Below are 15,494 nucleotides of genomic sequence, written 5' to 3' on the forward strand. Positions count from 1 at the left end.
CGGGTGGGATGGCTCGGTTTCATACCTATCCAGCTGTGCGGGGGGCTCGGGCGCCCGTCGTGAGATCCGCAGGGTGTCCTTGGCGTTCCTGGTGTGCCGCGCCGTCAACTCCCCAGTGTGTGCAGGCGTGTTGACGTGTCTGCCGGCCCGTCTCGATACGTCGCGCGCCACCCCGGAAAGGAAAAAGCCGGTGTCGCAGTTCTTCACCGCAGCTCCTCTTCTCTGCCGTGCCGTCGGGTGCCGGTGGGCGAGGTGAGCCGACATCGGGGTACGTCCGCGCCGGAGGAAACGGGAGCGAAGGCCGGGCGGGGGCGCAGTATCCGGGCCTCGCTCATCACGCTCGCGGTCGTGCCGGCGACGGCGATGGTCCTGCTGTGGGTCAGTGGTTCGTACGCGCTCTTCGACCAGTGGAACAACTCCAACGACGTCGGGCAGGCCGCGAAGACCACCTACGCCCTACAGCCCGCGGTCGGAGAGTTCCAGAAGGAACGGCAGCTGACGGTCAGCCTGTTGGCCTCGCACGGCAGCCCCGCCGCCCTGACGGCGCAGCGGCGCCGGACGGACGCCGTACTCGCCGGGTTCCGCACGGCGGACGCCGCCTCCGCCGGGGCCGGATCGGCCGAGTACCAGGCCCAGTTGGCCACCGTACGGAAGCGGCTCACCGGGCTCACCACCGAACGGACCGCCGTCGACGACGGGAAGACCACCCGGCAGCAGGCCTACACCGTCTACTCCGACGCCGTGTCCTCGGCGCTGAACCTCTTCGGGATGCTCAGCACCGACAGCGGCGACGCGGCCACCGCAGCCGACGCCGGTCACGCGCTGGCGTTCCTGCGCGGGGCGGAGGCGCTCTCGCAGGAGGAGGCGATCCTCAACGGGGTCGCCGCGTCACGGAAGTTGAGCGTCCAGGAGCGGTCGGCGCTGGCGGCCGCCCAGGCCGTACGGGTCTCCGTGCTGTCCAACGAGGTCGAGCCCTACCTGCCCGCGGAGCTGAGCGCCGAGCTGGGCAAGACCATGGGCGGCCAGGACTGGACCGCCATGGCGGCCTTCGAGAAGACCGTCGCCGCGGCCTCCGCCGGGCACGACGGCACGATCTCCGTGCCCGCCGTCCCGGCCGCCCGCGCCGCCGCCCCCGGGCGGGTGTCCGGCGCGGTGCAGGCCGTGGAGGGCCAGTTCCTGGGCAAGGTCACCCAGGACTCCGCGGACCGGACCCACCAGGTGCTCGTCAAGGCGCTGCTCGGCAGCGCCCTCGCGTTCGTGGCCGTCCTCGCCGTGGGCCTGCTGTCCTGGCGCATCACCCGGTCCCTCATCGGCCGGATGTCCGGGCTGCGCGCGGCGACACTCGAACTGGCCGAGGAGAAGCTGCCCGAACTCATCACCCGGCTGCGCACCCAGGGCAAACGCGCCGAACTCGACGACCTGCCCGAACTCGACTACGGCACCGACGAGTTGGGCAAGGTCGCGGAGGCCTTCAACAGCGCCCAGCGCACCGCCGTGAGCGTCGCGCTGGAGCAGGCCGCGCTGCGCGAGGGAGCGCGGCTCGTGTTCCACAACATGTCGCGCCGTATCCAACTCCTCGTGCACCGGCAGCTCACGGTGATCGACTCCATGGAGCGCAAGGAGCAGGACCCTCAACTCCTCTCCGATCTCTACCGCGTCGACCACCTCGCCACCCGGATGCGGCGCAACGCGGAGAGCCTGACCGTGCTGTCCGGCGCGTCCCCCCGGCGCCGCTGGAAGCACGCGGTACCGCTCGCGGAACTGCTGCGGAGCGCGGTGTCCGAGATCGAGGGGTACACCCGGGTCGTCGTCGAACCCCTCCCGCCCATCGCGGTGTTGGGCCCCGCGGTCGGCGACACGATCCACCTCATGGCCGAACTCATCGAGAACGGCGTGACGTTCTCGCCCCCGCACACCGAAGTACGGGTACGGGCACTGCCGGTGGCGCAGGGCTACGCCGTCGAGGTCGAGGACCGGGGACTCGGTCTGACGGCGGACGAGTACGCGGCGGCCAACGAACTCCTGCACCACCCCAAGGACTTCAGCTTCACCACCCTCGGCGAGGACCCCCGCCTCGGCCTCTTCACCGTCGGCCACCTCGCCCAACGCCACGGCGTCACAGCAAGCCTTCAGGCCTCGTCGTACGGCGGCTCGCTCGCCGTCGTCGTCCTCCCGCACGCCCTCACGGAGTCGGCGGCGGACGCGGTGCCGCCGACGCTGGACGCGCGGGCGGAGCGGCATCTGGCCTCGGTCGCGGGGTTGGCGACGGGGTCGATCACAGAGACGGGAGCCGGATCGGGGACAGGGGCAGGGACAGGTTCAGTGCCGGGACTGGTGACTGGGTCGGGTTCGGGGACGGGCTCGGTGACCGGTCTGGCGACGGGTTCAGGGCAGCGCTCGGAGACGCGGTCGGACAGCGGCTCGGGCATGGGCTCGGCGGCCGGGACGACCACCGGGCCGGTCGCCCCTCCGGGACGGGGCAGGGTGACCACCGGCGGTATGCCGATGCGTGTCCGCACCCGCCCCGCCGCCCCGCACGCCCAGCCCGCTTCCGGCCCGGCGGCACCGCCGGCAACCGACTCCGCCGCCGCGCCGCCGCGCGCGGCCGGACCTTCGGCGGGCCCCGGCGACACGACACGCTTCCCGGACTCCCGCGAGGGCGGGACCGCGGCGGACTTCCGTGCGGCCGGGACCGCGGCGGACTTCCGCGAGGGCGGGCCGTCCGCGGACTTCCGGGCGGCTGATCCTGCCTCGGGTTCTCGTGCGGCCGAGCCTTTCTCGGAGTCCCGTCAGGCCGAGTCCTCGGCGGACTTCCGTTCGGCTGGCTCCTCTGGCGACCCGCGTACAGGGGGCCCCTTCGCAGGCAACCGCGGGGCCGGATCCGCCACCGGTTCCCGCGGGACCGTGCCCTTCCCGCATGCCCGAACCTCCGGTACGTCCGAATCCCCCTCGGCCGCCTCCCCTCCGGCGACGCCCCGCACCGGCGGCCCCGGTTCCAGTCGGCTCCCCCGGCGTGTACGGCAGGCGCATCTCGCGCCGCAGCTGCGGGGGCGGCCGGACGAGGCGGACGGCGAGCACGGGGCCGGGCGGGAGGCCGAACGGCGGCCCGAGCAGGCCCGGTCGATGCTGGCCGCGTTGCGGGACGGGACCCGCAGGGCCCGCGAGCAGGAGGAGGTACCCACGCCCGCCTGGCCCTCGTCGCTGCGCGGAGACACTCCCTGGCCGAAGTCACCGCGAGCGGACGCACCCCGGCAGGCGTCGCCGAGAGAAGAAGTTCCCGCGCCCACCTGGAACACGGACCCGCCCGAGCGGCGTCAGTTGCCCACCCGTCCCCGTCCGACAAGGAACACCCCATGACTGCGCCCAACACCACGCACGGCGGACTGGCCTGGCTGCTGGACAACCTGATCGAGCGGATCCCCGAGACCCTGCACGCCATCGTCCTGTCCGAGGACGGGCTCCTCGTCGGCTCCTCCGAACGGCTCGCGCAGGACGACGCCGAGCAACTCGCCGCGATTTCCTCGGGAGTCCACTCGCTCGCGCTGGGCACCAGCCGGCACTTCGGCGGCGGGCGCGTGCAGCAGACCGTCATCGAGATGGACGACCTCTTCCTCTTCGTCACCACCGCCGGCGGCGGCGCCCGCCTCGCCGTGCTCGCCACCTCGCAGGTGGACGTCGGCAACGTCGGCTACGAAATGACCATGGTCGTACGGCAGGTGGGGCAGTTCCTCACCGCGCCCCCGCGGTTCCCGGAGTACAGCGGCGCGCCCTTCGCGGGTGAGCATGAATGAGACATTGGTCCGAGGAAGACCCGTGGGAGGACGAAGACCCCGCGCTGCTCGTCCGCCCGTACACGGTCACCGGCGGCCGCACCCCGACCTTCCACTCCGGTATCGAACTGATCACCCTGATCAGCACCGTCCGGCCGCCGACCCGCGACCAGCGCCTCCAGCCGGAACAGAACCGGCTGCTCGCCCTGTGCCGTACGCCCACCGCGCTGGTGGAGGTCGCCGCCCGGCTCGATCAACCCGTCGCGGTCATAAGGGTGTTGCTCGATGACCTCCTGGACAACGAACTCGTCTCCGTCTCTCCGCCCGCCGCGGCCGGTACCCCCGACGCCCGTTTCCTCCAGGCAGTGATCGATGGCATACGCAGAATCTGACCGCCGCGCCACCACCGTCGCGCCCAACGCCGCCACCGCCAAGATCCTGGTCGCGGGCGGCTTCGGAGTCGGCAAGACCACGCTCGTCGGCGCGATCAGCGAGACCACGCCCCTGCGCACCGAGGAACTCATCACCGAGGCCAGCGTCGGCGTGGACAACCTCGCCGGGGTGGAGCAGAAGACCACGACGACGGTCGCCATGGACTTCGGCCGGATCACGCTCAGTTCGGCCCTCGTGGTCTACCTCTTCGGGGCGCCGGGGCAGGACCGGTTCTGGTTCATGTGGGACGACCTGTCCCGCGGCGCGCTCGGCGCGGTCGTCCTCGCCGACACCCGGCGTCTGGAGAACTGCTTCCCCTCCGTCGACTTCTTCGAGCACCGCGGCATCCCCTTCGCGGTGGGCGTCAACTGCTTCAACGGCGTCTGCGAGGAGGATCCCGAGGAGATCCGCGCCGCCCTCGACCTCGCCCCCGACATCCCCCTCGTCCTGTGCGACGCCCGCGACAAGGAGTCGGTGAAGTCGGTGCTGCTCGCGCTCCTCGAACACGTCATGCGGGGGCTGGCGGCGGAGGCGTCGGGCGACCGCCAGCCGGTGTAGCCGCCCGATCGGTCCGTCGTACGGTCAGGAGGGCTTCGTCGCCGATACGGCCGTCGCGGTCAGCGTGCCGTCGCACTCCGCGAACTGCCCGTCGTCCAGGGCGACTTGGTGCGCCCCGGCACCCGGCAGCCCGATCACCATCGTCGGGTAGACCACGGGCGCCGAACCGGACTTGCAGTAGCCGTCCCCCTCGCCCTGCACCTGTACGAACGTCAGCTTCAGCCAGGCCTGAGCGCCCGGGGCGAGCTTCACGGGGGAGGCGGAGCCGACGGGGGTGACCTGGAGCGGGACGTTGAGCTCCGGGGAACCGTTCGCGGCACCGGCGACGGTGGGGTGCCCCTGGAGGACGCAGGCCTTGGCACCGGTGTTGGTGAACTGGACGATCGCGGCGCCGGTTCCGGTACCGGCGGGGCGGTTGGCGGCTTGGTAGGCGGTGGCCTTCAGGGCGGTCGCCGCACAGGGCTTCGCCGCGGTTCCGGTGGACCCGGACGAGCCCGTGGATCCAGATGTTCCAGTGGCCCCGGAGGAGGTGGGGGAGGCGGGGGAGGAGGCCGTCGTGGTCGGTGCGTCCGGCGACCCGGCGGACCCGCTCTCCGCGTCACCCGGCTGGCACGCCGTCATCACCATCGCCGCCGACAGCGCGGCCAGCGCCATCGTGGCCCTGCGGATGCTGCTCTTCTGCATGACGTCCCCCGAGTTCCGTTCGTGCGACCGGCCGTGCCGGTATTTCGCCGGGGGAGACAGTTCAGGCCGTACGCGCGGTTTCTCCTGTGTGTCCGCTGTGTCCGTACGGTGACGGGTTCAGAGCCGGATCAGGACGGACGGTCAGGAGGGGTCGGCCCGCGCCATGACCGCGCGGGCCGCGTCGAGGAACGCCAGCCGGTTGTCCTCCAGGTAGTCGCGCACGCTCTCGCCCTCGGGCAGGCCGTCCCACACGGTGCGGTTGAGGTCGAGGAAGTACCGGCGGGCCGCGTCGTGCACCGGGAGCGGGAACTGGATGCGGATCAGTCGTTCCACGACCCAGAGCCGGTTCATGACGTCCTGGGTCGTGAGTTTCCACGGGGTCGTGTCGTCCCACTCCTCCGGCCGGCCGAAGGCCATGCGCTCTGCTTCCGCCGCGACCTCGACGAACCGCTCCAGCAGCGCGAGCCGCTCCGTGCGGCGGGTCTCCGCCAACTCCGTTCGATGCCGCTGCTGTTGGGCCCGCTCGGCCGACCGCTGGGTGGTGAACTGGACGAGGAAGGACAGCACGCCGCCGAGCGCCACGCCGCCGAACGAAGTGAGGGACACCCAGACTTGACCGGACACGGCGGCCATCGTGCCATGTCCGGTGCCTCCAACGCCCGCCCCCCACCGGTTCGTTGGGATGTCAGCCGGCCGACTTCCCGTCCGCGTCCGCCTCGAAGCTGGCGAAATAGGCCGCCGCCATGTCCTCGTCCCCGTGCCCCTGCGCCGCCGCCCGGGCGAACCGCTCCGCTCCCGCGGCCGCCACATCCAGCCGTACGCCGTTCGCCGCGCCCGCCTGCACGATCAGGCGGGCGTCCTTCTCCGCCGTGGTGACCGCGAAACTCGCCGGGGTCAGCTGGTCGTTGAGGATGGCGGCCGACTTGGCGTGCAGGTAGCCCATGTCGAGGGGGCCGCCGGCGATGAGGTCGAGGAAGCTCTGGGGGTTCACGTCCAGGGCCTTGGACAGGGCCAGGGCCTCGCCCGCCGCGTTCGTCACCGCCAGGACCCAGCTGTTGGCGACCAGCTTCAGCCGGGTCGCCGTGGCCGCCGCGCCCTCCTCGCCGACCCACATCGTGCGGGCACCGACCGCGTCGAAGACCGGGGTGACCGTCGCACGGCCGCTCTCCGGGCCCGCCGCCAGGACCGTCAGCTGACCGGCCTCGGCGGGCTGGCGGGTGCCGAGGACGGGGGCGTCGTAGAAGACGAGGTCGTGCCGGTTCGCGAACTCGGCCAGTTCGCCCACCGATTCGAGGCTCGACGTCGTCGACTGGATCCACGCGGCGCCGGGACGCAGCACGGGCGCGGCCTCACGCATCACGTCGAGGACGGCGTCGCCGTCGTAGAGCATCGTGAGGATGACGTCCGCGTCACGTACGGCGTCCGCCACCGTGTCGCGGACGTGCGCGCCGTCGGCGGAGAGGGGTTCGGCCTTGGCGCGGGTGCGGTTCCAGGCGTGCACGGTGTGACCGGCGCGGGCGAGGTTACGGGCCATCGCGGCGCCCATGATGCCGGTGCCCAGGACGCCTACGGTGAGCTTTTCGGTGGTCATGACTCGGCTTTCGTCCTCGACGGTGTTGTCGAGGACCAGCGTGCCAGGGCGGCACGCGCCCGGCCTCCCGGCGGGGCGCGCGCCGGTCCGTCGACCCGTGATCGCGGACCCGTCGGGCCTGAGGCTGAGGGCCCGCCCCCCTGTGACCCCCCCCGTGACAGTTCCCTCCCGTGACCGCCGACCCGACGGCCCGGACCACCTTCCGTCGGCCCGTGACCGCAGGCCCGTCAGCCGGTGAACGGGGGTCCGTCAGTCCGTGGCCGCAGGCCGCTCGGCCCGTGATCGCGGACCCGTCAGCCCGTGACCGTGAACCAGGTCGAGCGCGACTTCTGCCACTCCTCGTGGGAGAGGTCCTTCGCCTCGGTGCCGTCGCCGTACAGGTCGGCCGCGCCGTCGTCGGTGATCAGTTGGGCGCGGGCGCCCGAGGTCGTCAGGTCAGGGACGTCCACGACCGCCTCCCAGGCGCCGGGGTCGGTCGTCGGCAGGTCGCGCAGCTCGACCGGTCGGTCGGACGCGTTGCCGGTCCAGGAGTAGAGGGCGTACGGGTCGGAGTTGTCGTCGGCGGCCCAGGAACCGGCGACGATCAGGTACTGGTTCGCCGCGTTCTTGCGGATGTCGCGTACCGAGAGGCCGCCGAGGTCCAGCTCGATCGGGGAACCGAAGGTCGCGGCGGTGCCGTTGGCGATCACCTTGTCGATGTTGGTGACCGGCACGAGCAGCGCCTTGCCGCCTTCCACCGCCGGAGCGAGCGGCGCGCGGAAACCGAGGTACGCCGTGGTCGTGGAGCCCGGCGCGAACTCCAGGCCCTCCACGTTGAACCCGTCGATCTCCTTGGGTACTTGACCGTCCGCGGTACCCGCCGCGAAGCCGTACCGGTTGCCGTTCGCCTTGTCCCACGCCACCAGGTCGTCGCGCAGCTTGCCGTACGAACTGCCGTAGGAGAGCGTCGTGTTGGCGCCCGTGCCGGTCACCTTCGTGGTGAAGACCGTGTTGCGGGCCGACTTGTACTCGCCGTCCTTGTTGTTGCCGAGCGAGCCGGTCCAGTAGATCGTGTCGCCGACGCGGGCCGCGCCCTCGATGTCGATCTCCTTGGAGACGTCGATGTCGTCGCTGAAGTCCCAGGTCTTCACGGGCGCACCGGAGGCCGAACGGTCGTACAGGCGAAGGACGTTGGACTCGTCGTCCGCTACGACGACATAGCCGCCGCCCACGTCGACCGCGGCGGAGGCGTCGCTGGAGCCGGTGAAGTAGCGGGTGTCGGCGGGCTGTTGGACGGCTGCGGAGGCCGCGTAGTGCAGGGTCTTCGTGGCTGTTTTGCCGCCGAGGCCCGTCACCTTCACCGTCAGGTCCGTGTAGCCCTGCGCGGCTGCCGCGACGGCGAGTTGGCGGGTCGCGCCGGTGCCCGTCACGGTCACCGCGCTCGTCGGCGCCACGGACGTCTTGCTGCTCTTGTTGACCGCGACCGTCAACGCGCCGACGTCCGCGCCGCTCTGAGCGACCGTCACCTGGACCGTCGGATCGCCGACCGCGCCCACCGCGCCCGAAAGGTACGTGGCCGAGAGGGAGATGGTCGGGGTGCCGTAACTCGCCGCGTGCGCCTGGCTGTTGCCGAGGCTCAGGGCGGCGAGGGCGAGGCAGGTGCCCGCCACGGCGACCGTCCTGCGCCCGCTGGAGAAAACTCCGTTGGAGAAAACTCCGTTGGAGATTGCGTAGTCCTGCACGGGGACCCCTTCGTCGGCTCGGTGTCGACGAGAAGGTTCAGCGGACTTCACCAACTCCGCGGGGTGTGGGCAGGTCCTGGGGGTGAACAACTGCGGACGGGCCGAGGGAGCGTTCCATGACGCGGGCCAGGTGGCGGGTGAAGACCTCCTGCGTGTCGGGGGTCAGTGTGCGCAACGCCACCAGCGCGGTGATCACGACGTCGCACAACTCGCCCTGCACGTCGTCCCAGGTGTGGGTGACGCCCTTGCGCGGGTTCTGCCCGGTCGCCCCGATCACCGCCTCGGCGACCTCACCGACCTCCTCGGACAGCTTCAGCATGCGCAGGAGCATGCCCTCACGGCCGTCGAGGGGCTGTTCGGCCTCCAGCCAGGTCCACAAGTCGTCGATACCGGCCCAGAGGTCGGCGGACCGGTCGTTCTGCTCACTCATGAACCCAGCCTGCCATCACCGCCGCCCCCGTCCTCACCGGTGTCTGCTCGTACCCGCGCCTACTCGTCGAACAACGTCTCCTGCCCGAACTCCGCCGCCTCCCGCACCCGCCTGTTCCGCAGCCCCACCACCACGGCCGTCGCCGCCCCCGTCACCGCGAGCGCCGCCGGAACCATCCAGCCCCGGTTCACCGCGTGCCCGAGCGCGTGGTCCAGGGAGAGCCGGCCCGGGCCGGTGACCGCGAGGCCGGCCGCGGTCAGGGCGAGGGAGGCCGCGTACTCGTAGCCGCCGGCCGCCGCGAAGAAACCGTTGGGCGCGTGCACGGCGGCCGCTCCCGCCATCGCGCCGGCCGCCGCCGAGCCCGCGGCCGGGGTCGCCAGACCCAGCGCGAGCAGCGCGCCGCCGCCCGCCTCCGAGAGCCCCGCCAGCACGGCACTCTGCTTCCCCGGCGCGTACCCCATCGCCTCCATGGCCGCGCCGGTGCCCTCGATCCCGCCCCCGCCGAACCAGCCGAACAGCTTCTGCGCGCCGTGCGCGGCCAGCACGCCGCCGGTACCCAGCCGGAGCAGCAGCAGGCCCAGATCTTGTCGGTCGTAACAGGTCACGGTGACTCCCTGAACAGGCGACGGGGACGGTCCCTCCACCGTCGCACCCCGGGCGTCGGGCGGGCGGGTTCGCGCGGCCGTTCGGGTGGCGGCCCCCGGGGAACGGTGTGAGTCTGACCGGCATGACGATTCAGCCAGCCAAACTCAGCGATCCGGCCGTCCGGGCGTTCGTCAGCGCCGTCAACGCCCATGACCGGGACGCCTTCCTGGAGCTGCTCGCGCCGGGCGCGACGATGGCGGACGACGGTTCCGACCGCGATCTCGCCGAGTGGATCGACCGGGAGATCTTCTCCTCGCACGGCCACATGGAGGTCGACCGCGAGTCCGACGGCGGGCGCGCCCTCGTCGCCCGCTACTCCAACGACGCGTGGGGCGAGATGCGCACCCGGTGGAGTTTCACGGTCGGCGAGGACGGCAGGATCGCCCGCTTCGAGACGGGCCAGGCCTGACCGCCGTAGAAAGCCCCCGTAGAAGGCCTGCCGCAGAAAGCCGCCGTGGAAAGCCGAAAAGCCCTTGCCTTGGAGTGTGCTCCAACTCCTAGTGTCCGCAGGCATGGAGACGAAGTCGAACATCAGGACCCTCGGCCGCAGCGGTATCGACGTGAGCGCTCTCGGCTTCGGCTGCTGGGCGATCGGCGGGGAGTGGCAGGACGTGAGCGGGCAGCCGCTCGGCTGGGGCAAGGTCGACGACGAGGAGTCCGTACGGGCGGTCCGGCGCGCCCTCGATCTGGGCGTCACGTTCTTCGACACCGCCGACACCTACGGCGCGGGGCACAGCGAACGCGTCCTCGGCCGCGCGCTGGGCAAGCGCCGGGACGACGTGGTCCTCGCCACCAAGTGGGGCAACGTCTTCGACGAGGAGACCCGCACCCTCACCGGTTCCGACGACTCCCCGGAGTACGCCCGCCGCGCGCTCACCGCATCCCTGGAGCGCCTCGGCACCGACCACGTCGACCTGTACCAACTGCACCTGTCCGACGCGGACTTGGAGCACGCCGCCCAACTCCGGGACCAGTGCGAGGAGTTCGTGCGCGAGGGGCTGATCCGCGCCTACGCCTGGAGCACCGACGACCCCGCCCGTGCCGCCGTGTTCGCCGAGGGGGAGCACTGCGCGGCCGTACAGCACTCGGCGAACGTGTTGCAGGACGCGCCCGAAATGTTCGCCCTGTGCGAGGAGTTGGGCCTGGCCAGCATCAACCGCAGCCCCCTCGCGATGGGCCTGCTCACCGGAAAGCAGGCGTCGGGGCGGGCGTTGGAGGCGGGGGACATCCGCAACACGCCCCCGGCCTGGATGCAGGGCTTCAAGCAGGGGGACGGCGCCGACGAGAACTACGTCACCCGCGTCGAAGCCCTCCGCGAGATCCTCACCTCCGACGGCCGCACCCCGGCCCAGGGCGCCCTCGCCTGGCTCTGGGCCCGCAGCCCCCGCACCGTCCCGATCCCCGGCTTCCGCTCGGTCACCCAGGCCGAGCAGAACGCGGGCGCGATCGCCAAGGGGCCGCTTACTGCTGGGCAGTTGGCGGAGGTCGACCGGGTGCTCGGGAGGTGAGCGGCCCGACGGGACCGTGATGCTGTGGGCGGGTCCGGCGCGGCCGGGGCACCTCATCCGAAAAAGTGTGACACTTCTGGCGAAAGTGTCACACTTTTCGGAAGTACCCAGCCGCCTCGGCCCGCTGATGGGCACGACACCCCGGTTGCCGCGGGCCCGGCTCCCGGTTCGGCTCAGTGACCCTGATTGCCGTACTGCGCGTACTGCTCCTGGTCGCCGTAGGACTGGCCCTGGTGGGGTGCGAACTGGCCGCCGCCGCGGCCCTGTTCGGTGAGGGTGATCCGGCCGGCCTTGATGGTGGCCAGGCGGGGCGCGCGGCGGGCGATCGACGAGTCGTGGGTGACCATGATGAAGGTCAGCCCGTACTCGTGCCAGAGGCCTTCGAGCAGGCCCATGATGTCGTCGCGGGTGCCCTCGTCGAGGTTGCCGGTGGGCTCGTCGGCGAGGAGCACCTTCGGCTTCTTCACCAGCGCGCGGGCGATCGCGACGCGCTGCTGCTGGCCGCCGGAGAGTTCGGACGGGGCGTGCTTCAGTCGGTCGCCGAGAGCGACCGACGAGAGCGCCTCGGCGGCCCGCTCGCGGCGCTCGGCCGGCTTGACGCCGAGCGGCACCAGGGCAGTCTCGACGTTCTCCTGCGCGGTGAGCGTCGGGATGAGGTTGAAGGACTGGAAGATGATGCCGATCTTCTCGGCCCGCAGCCGGGTCAGCTTGGCCTCGCTGATGGTGGCGAGGTCGACGCCGTCCAGCTCGACACTGCCCTCGGAGGGGCGGTCCAGGCCGCCGATCATCTGGAGCAGCGTCGACTTGCCGCCGCCGGTGGGGCCCTGGATGACGAGCTGGTCGCCGTCATCGATCGTGAGGTCGACGCCGCGCAGCGCCTCGACCGTCTCCTTGCCCCGCGAGTAGCGCTTGGTGACGCCGGTGAGCTTGTACATGGGATCTCCGTCGTGAAGAACGTCTGTGAAGAAGAGGGGCGGGGCGCCGCCGCCCGGGGGGAACGGTGGCGGCGCCCCGGTTCAAGGGGGTACGGCCGCGCTACGACACGCTGCGCAGCGCGTCCGCCGGACGCATCCGGGACGCACGCCAGCCGCCCATCGCGCCGGCGATCAGGCCACCGGTGACGGCCAGGCCCACCGCGAGGGCGATCGTGGTCAGCGAGACCGGCGCGTTCAGGGCGATCTCCAGGGTGTTGGAGGCGGCCTGCTGGCCGGGTCCGCCCTGGCCGCCACCGCCGGGGCCGCCGCCCATACCGCCACCACCGGTGGAGGTGGAGCCGAGCTGCGCGGTCAGCTTGGGGCTGATCGCGGTGACCGTGTAGGCCGCCAGGAGGCCCAGCGCGATACCGAGACCGCCGCCGATCAGACCGTTGACCATGGACTCGCCGACGACCTGCCGGGTCACCTTGCGGCTCGGCCAGCCGAGCGCCTTCAGCGTGCCGAACTCACGCACCCGGCGGGAGACCGCCGAGGAGGTGAGCAGCGCGGCGACGAGGAACGCGGCGATGAGGACCGCGATGGACAGCCACTTGCCCACGCTGGTCGCGAGGTTGGAGGCGGTGGACAGCGAACCGGAGACCGTGGACGCGAGGTCCGCGGAGGTGGTGACCGTCGTACCCGAGATGTTCTTCTGGATGGTGGTCTTGACCGACGAGATCTGCTTGGAGTCGGTCGCCTTGACGTAGATCGTGGTGACCTTGTTCTTCGAGTCGCCCAGCGTCTGCGCCTGCTTCAGCGGCACGTACACGTCGATCGTGGACTCGCTGCTGTTGGGCGTCGCGATGCCGATGACCGTGAACTTGGTGCTGGAGATCTTGAAGGTCGAACCGACCTTGTACTTCTTCGTCTTGGCGTACGACTTGCTGACGACCGCGACCTTCGCGTCGGTCTGTGCGGTCGTGAACGTCTTGCCGGTGGTGATCTTCGACGTGGACAGCGGGCCCAGCGTCTGGTTGGTGACGTCGATGCCCGCGACCGAGTACGAGTTCACGTTGAAGTTGGCGCCGCCGCCCTGCACCTGGGGTGCACCGGTGCTGCTGGTTCCGCCACCGCCGCCGGGGCCGCCCTGCTGCGAGGAGCCCGAAGAGCCGGACGTGGTGGAGGACTTGGCCTTGCCCTGGGTGAAGGAGCCGTCGACCTTGGTGACGTTCAGGGTGAGCGCGCCGACCGCGCTGGACACGCCCTTCTGCGAGCCGACCTTCGTGACCAGTGAGGACGCGAGGGCCTGACCACCCTGCGTGTTCACCCGGTCCGAGCTCTGCGAGCTGCCGCTGGAGGAGGTGGCGCCGAACTTGAAGCTGGGACCCTGCGAGCTGCCGGCCTTGGGGGCCGATTGCGCTTTGGTCACGGTCATGTCAGTTCCGAGACCGTAAAGAGACTTGAGGACCTTGTCCTGAGCCTGATTCATGCCGGCCGACACCGAGTTGACGGTGATGACCAGCGCGATACCGAGCGCCAGACCCATGGCGATGACCAGGGCCGCTTTCTTGCGCCGGATCAGCTCGCGCTTGAGATAGATGCCAAACATCCCGTTCCCCAAAGGTTCTTGGCGCCCGCTGTGGGCGCGGCCACAAGCTATGGAGGAACCTTTGAGTCGACCTGAGTAAAGGATGTGTCTGGCCTGAGAAAAAGAGGCCCGAAATCAGAATTGCGTCAGACAGCTCATTCCTAAGCTGCCGAGGGCCTCCTGCCAGGAAACCCCTGTTCAATGGCCTGCTGACATGGACTGTCGATCACCCTTTCGACGCCCCGCGATGCACCCCGCCGTGTGCGTCGGCGCCCGCATTTTGTACGGTCCCGAGATGCGCGATTCTTCTCGGCTCACCCGGCGTGCCGCTCTCGGCCTGACCGCCGCCGCTCTTCCCCTGGCGGCGGCGACCCCCGCGTCCGCGGCGACCGCGATAGGCGGTGAGCGCCTGGCCCGGGACGGGATCCAGGTGGGCGATGCCTCCACCCTGCCCAAGAAACTCACCGCCCGCTCCTGGCTGATCGCCGACCACAAGACCGGCGAGGTGCTCGCCTCGTACCGCGCGCACCAGCGGCTCGCGCCCGCCTCCACGCTGAAGATGCTGTTCGCCGACACCGTGCTGGGGAAGTTCGAGCGGACCCGCACCTACCGGGTGACCGACGCCGACCTCGCCGACGTCCCCTCCGGCTCCAGCCTCGTCGGCGTGAAGCCCGGAATCCTGTACAGCGTCCACCAGTTGTGGCAGGGCGTCTTCCTGCGCTCCGGCAACGACGCCGTGCACGTGCTGGCCCACATGAACGGCGGGATCGCCGCGACGGTCGCCGAGATGCAGGCCAAGGCGAAGGACCTCCAGGCCCTGGACACCCACGTGGTGAGCCCGGACGGCTTCGACCACCCAGGGCAGGTCTCGTCGGCGTACGACCTCACGCTCTTCGCCCGGCACGGGCTGCACGACGACGACTTCAGCTCCTACTGCTCGACGCGGGTCGCGAACTTCCCGGCCGGCGGCAAGAAGACCTTCCAGATCCAGAACACCGACCGCCTGCTCAGCGGTGCCTACGGCCTGCGCCCGTACCCGGGCATCATCGGCGTGAAGAACGGCTACACCAGCCACGCGGGCAACACCTTCACCGGCGCCGCCACCCGCGGCGGCCGCACCCTCCTGGTCACCGTGATGCACCCAGCGAACGGCGGCAACGAGGTCTACAAGGAGACCGCCGCGCTCCTCGACTGGGGCTTCGGCAAAGGGAGTTCGGCCACGGCCGTGGGCGCGCTGGTCGAGCCGCTGAGCGAGGGCGGGGCGACCGCGAGTCCGACACCAGGGGGGAAGGGCGCCAAGGGGGCGCCCGGCGCCACCGGAGCCGCCGCGTCCTCGTCGGCCGGTGCCTCGCCCTGGCCCCTGCTGGGCGGCGCTGCGGGTGCGGTCGCGGTGCTCACGGGCGGCGCGTTCGCGCTGCGCAGGCGACGGGCGGCCGTAGCGTCGGCCAAGTCCCAGGAGCTCGACGGGAGTTGATGTGACGCGACAGCCGCTCCATGGCCCGGTGCGTACCTCGCGGTCCCACGCGAGATCCACCCCCACCCGGGCCGTGGAACGACTGTCGCCTCTCCCCCCTCGGTTTTGGTCTGCGGAACCCGGGACTCCGATATCGCGGAAGCCCCGTGCTCCAAGTGTGAAGCTTTGGTGGAGAAGAG

General features: G+C 71.1%; 15 protein-coding genes. 7 read left to right on the forward strand and 8 right to left on the reverse strand.

Annotated features, from left to right (window positions below):
- The first annotated feature begins 252 nt into the window (after nucleotides 1-252).
- From OG194_RS33640 to OG194_RS33655, 4 genes are read left to right on the forward strand one after another with little or no spacing between them, the layout of a single operon-like run.
- Entirely contained in the window at nucleotides 253-3,357 is a 3,105-nt protein-coding gene (locus OG194_RS33640; protein ID WP_327404524.1) for a sensor histidine kinase, read from the forward strand.
- Nucleotides 3,354-3,791, forward strand: coding sequence for a roadblock/LC7 domain-containing protein (locus OG194_RS33645; RefSeq protein ID WP_327404525.1), 438 nt, complete (start codon nucleotides 3,354-3,356; stop codon nucleotides 3,789-3,791). The genes OG194_RS33640 and OG194_RS33645 overlap by 4 nt, the downstream gene beginning before the upstream one ends.
- Nucleotides 3,788-4,162: a DUF742 domain-containing protein gene (locus tag OG194_RS33650; RefSeq protein ID WP_318015985.1), complete on the forward strand. Its 375-nt coding sequence runs from the start codon at nucleotides 3,788-3,790 to the stop codon at nucleotides 4,160-4,162. Before OG194_RS33645 ends, OG194_RS33650 begins: the two co-directional genes overlap by 4 nt.
- Nucleotides 4,143-4,760, forward strand: coding sequence for a GTP-binding protein (locus OG194_RS33655; RefSeq protein WP_327404526.1), 618 nt, complete (start codon nucleotides 4,143-4,145; stop codon nucleotides 4,758-4,760). The genes OG194_RS33650 and OG194_RS33655 overlap by 20 nt, the downstream gene beginning before the upstream one ends.
- A 24-nt stretch (nucleotides 4,761-4,784) precedes the next feature.
- Here OG194_RS33655 and OG194_RS33660 read toward each other — a convergent pair whose 3' ends face one another.
- From OG194_RS33660 to OG194_RS33685, 6 genes are all read right to left on the reverse strand, one after another.
- On the reverse strand, nucleotides 4,785-5,444 hold the full coding sequence (locus OG194_RS33660; protein WP_327404527.1) for a DUF4232 domain-containing protein: 660 nt from the start codon (nucleotides 5,442-5,444) through the stop codon (nucleotides 4,785-4,787).
- Between the two features lie 141 nt (nucleotides 5,445-5,585).
- Nucleotides 5,586-6,077, reverse strand: coding sequence for a hypothetical protein (locus tag OG194_RS33665; protein WP_327404528.1), 492 nt, complete (start codon nucleotides 6,075-6,077; stop codon nucleotides 5,586-5,588).
- A 52-nt stretch (nucleotides 6,078-6,129) separates the two neighbouring features.
- Nucleotides 6,130-7,035, reverse strand: a complete 906-nt coding sequence (locus tag OG194_RS33670; RefSeq protein WP_327404529.1) for an NAD(P)-dependent oxidoreductase — start codon at nucleotides 7,033-7,035, stop codon at nucleotides 6,130-6,132.
- Between the two features lie 293 nt (nucleotides 7,036-7,328).
- On the reverse strand, nucleotides 7,329-8,756 hold the full coding sequence (locus OG194_RS33675; protein WP_442811669.1) for a hypothetical protein: 1,428 nt from the start codon (nucleotides 8,754-8,756) through the stop codon (nucleotides 7,329-7,331).
- 37 nt (nucleotides 8,757-8,793) lie between these two features.
- Nucleotides 8,794-9,186 carry a MazG-like family protein gene (locus tag OG194_RS33680; protein WP_327404530.1) on the reverse strand — a complete coding sequence of 131 codons (393 nt, stop codon included), beginning with the start codon at nucleotides 9,184-9,186 and terminating at the stop codon, nucleotides 8,794-8,796.
- A 59-nt stretch (nucleotides 9,187-9,245) separates the two neighbouring features.
- Nucleotides 9,246-9,791, reverse strand: a complete 546-nt coding sequence (locus tag OG194_RS33685) for a DoxX family membrane protein (protein WP_327404531.1) — start codon at nucleotides 9,789-9,791, stop codon at nucleotides 9,246-9,248.
- 122 nt (nucleotides 9,792-9,913) lie between these two features.
- Between OG194_RS33685 and OG194_RS33690 the strand changes: the two genes are divergently transcribed.
- Together OG194_RS33690 and OG194_RS33695 are read left to right on the forward strand one after the other, a co-directional pair.
- Nucleotides 9,914-10,240 carry a nuclear transport factor 2 family protein gene (locus OG194_RS33690; RefSeq protein WP_327404532.1) on the forward strand — a complete coding sequence of 109 codons (327 nt, stop codon included), beginning with the start codon at nucleotides 9,914-9,916 and terminating at the stop codon, nucleotides 10,238-10,240.
- A 103-nt stretch (nucleotides 10,241-10,343) separates the two neighbouring features.
- On the forward strand, nucleotides 10,344-11,339 hold the full coding sequence (locus tag OG194_RS33695; protein WP_327404533.1) for an aldo/keto reductase: 996 nt from the start codon (nucleotides 10,344-10,346) through the stop codon (nucleotides 11,337-11,339).
- 173 nt (nucleotides 11,340-11,512) lie between these two features.
- Here OG194_RS33695 and OG194_RS33700 read toward each other — a convergent pair whose 3' ends face one another.
- The gene (locus OG194_RS33700; RefSeq protein ID WP_327404534.1) at nucleotides 11,513-12,274 is read right to left on the reverse strand and encodes an ABC transporter ATP-binding protein; all 762 of its coding nucleotides are present in this window, start codon (nucleotides 12,272-12,274) and stop codon (nucleotides 11,513-11,515) included.
- A 100-nt stretch (nucleotides 12,275-12,374) separates the two neighbouring features.
- The gene (locus tag OG194_RS33705) at nucleotides 12,375-13,862 is read right to left on the reverse strand and encodes an ABC transporter permease (RefSeq protein ID WP_327404535.1); all 1,488 of its coding nucleotides are present in this window, start codon (nucleotides 13,860-13,862) and stop codon (nucleotides 12,375-12,377) included.
- A 274-nt stretch (nucleotides 13,863-14,136) separates the two neighbouring features.
- Between OG194_RS33705 and OG194_RS33710 the strand changes: the two genes are divergently transcribed.
- Complete coding sequence (locus OG194_RS33710; protein ID WP_327404536.1) at nucleotides 14,137-15,315, forward strand: D-alanyl-D-alanine carboxypeptidase family protein; 1,179 nt, start codon at nucleotides 14,137-14,139, stop codon at nucleotides 15,313-15,315.
- The last annotated feature ends 179 nt before the right edge of the window (nucleotides 15,316-15,494 follow it).

The sequence above is a fragment of the Streptomyces sp. NBC_01288 genome (assembly GCF_035982055.1).
GTDB lineage: Bacteria > Actinomycetota > Actinomycetes > Streptomycetales > Streptomycetaceae > Streptomyces.

Coding starts and splice junctions, on each gene's coding strand:
- OG194_RS33645 (WP_327404525.1), top strand. CDS start 3,354: ATGACTGCGCCCAACACCACGCACGGCGGACTGGCCTGGCTGCTGGAC.
- OG194_RS33650 (WP_318015985.1), top strand. CDS start 3,788: ATGAGACATTGGTCCGAGGAAGACCCGTGGGAGGACGAAGACCCCGCG.
- OG194_RS33655 (WP_327404526.1), top strand. CDS start 4,143: ATGGCATACGCAGAATCTGACCGCCGCGCCACCACCGTCGCGCCCAAC.
- OG194_RS33660 (WP_327404527.1), bottom strand. CDS start 5,444: ATGCAGAAGAGCAGCATCCGCAGGGCCACGATGGCGCTGGCCGCGCTG.
- OG194_RS33665 (WP_327404528.1), bottom strand. CDS start 6,077: ATGGCCGCCGTGTCCGGTCAAGTCTGGGTGTCCCTCACTTCGTTCGGC.
- OG194_RS33670 (WP_327404529.1), bottom strand. CDS start 7,035: ATGACCACCGAAAAGCTCACCGTAGGCGTCCTGGGCACCGGCATCATG.
- OG194_RS33680 (WP_327404530.1), bottom strand. CDS start 9,186: ATGAGTGAGCAGAACGACCGGTCCGCCGACCTCTGGGCCGGTATCGAC.
- OG194_RS33690 (WP_327404532.1), top strand. CDS start 9,914: ATGACGATTCAGCCAGCCAAACTCAGCGATCCGGCCGTCCGGGCGTTC.
- OG194_RS33695 (WP_327404533.1), top strand. CDS start 10,344: ATGGAGACGAAGTCGAACATCAGGACCCTCGGCCGCAGCGGTATCGAC.
- OG194_RS33700 (WP_327404534.1), bottom strand. CDS start 12,274: ATGTACAAGCTCACCGGCGTCACCAAGCGCTACTCGCGGGGCAAGGAG.
- OG194_RS33705 (WP_327404535.1), bottom strand. CDS start 13,862: ATGTTTGGCATCTATCTCAAGCGCGAGCTGATCCGGCGCAAGAAAGCG.
- OG194_RS33710 (WP_327404536.1), top strand. CDS start 14,137: ATGCGCGATTCTTCTCGGCTCACCCGGCGTGCCGCTCTCGGCCTGACC.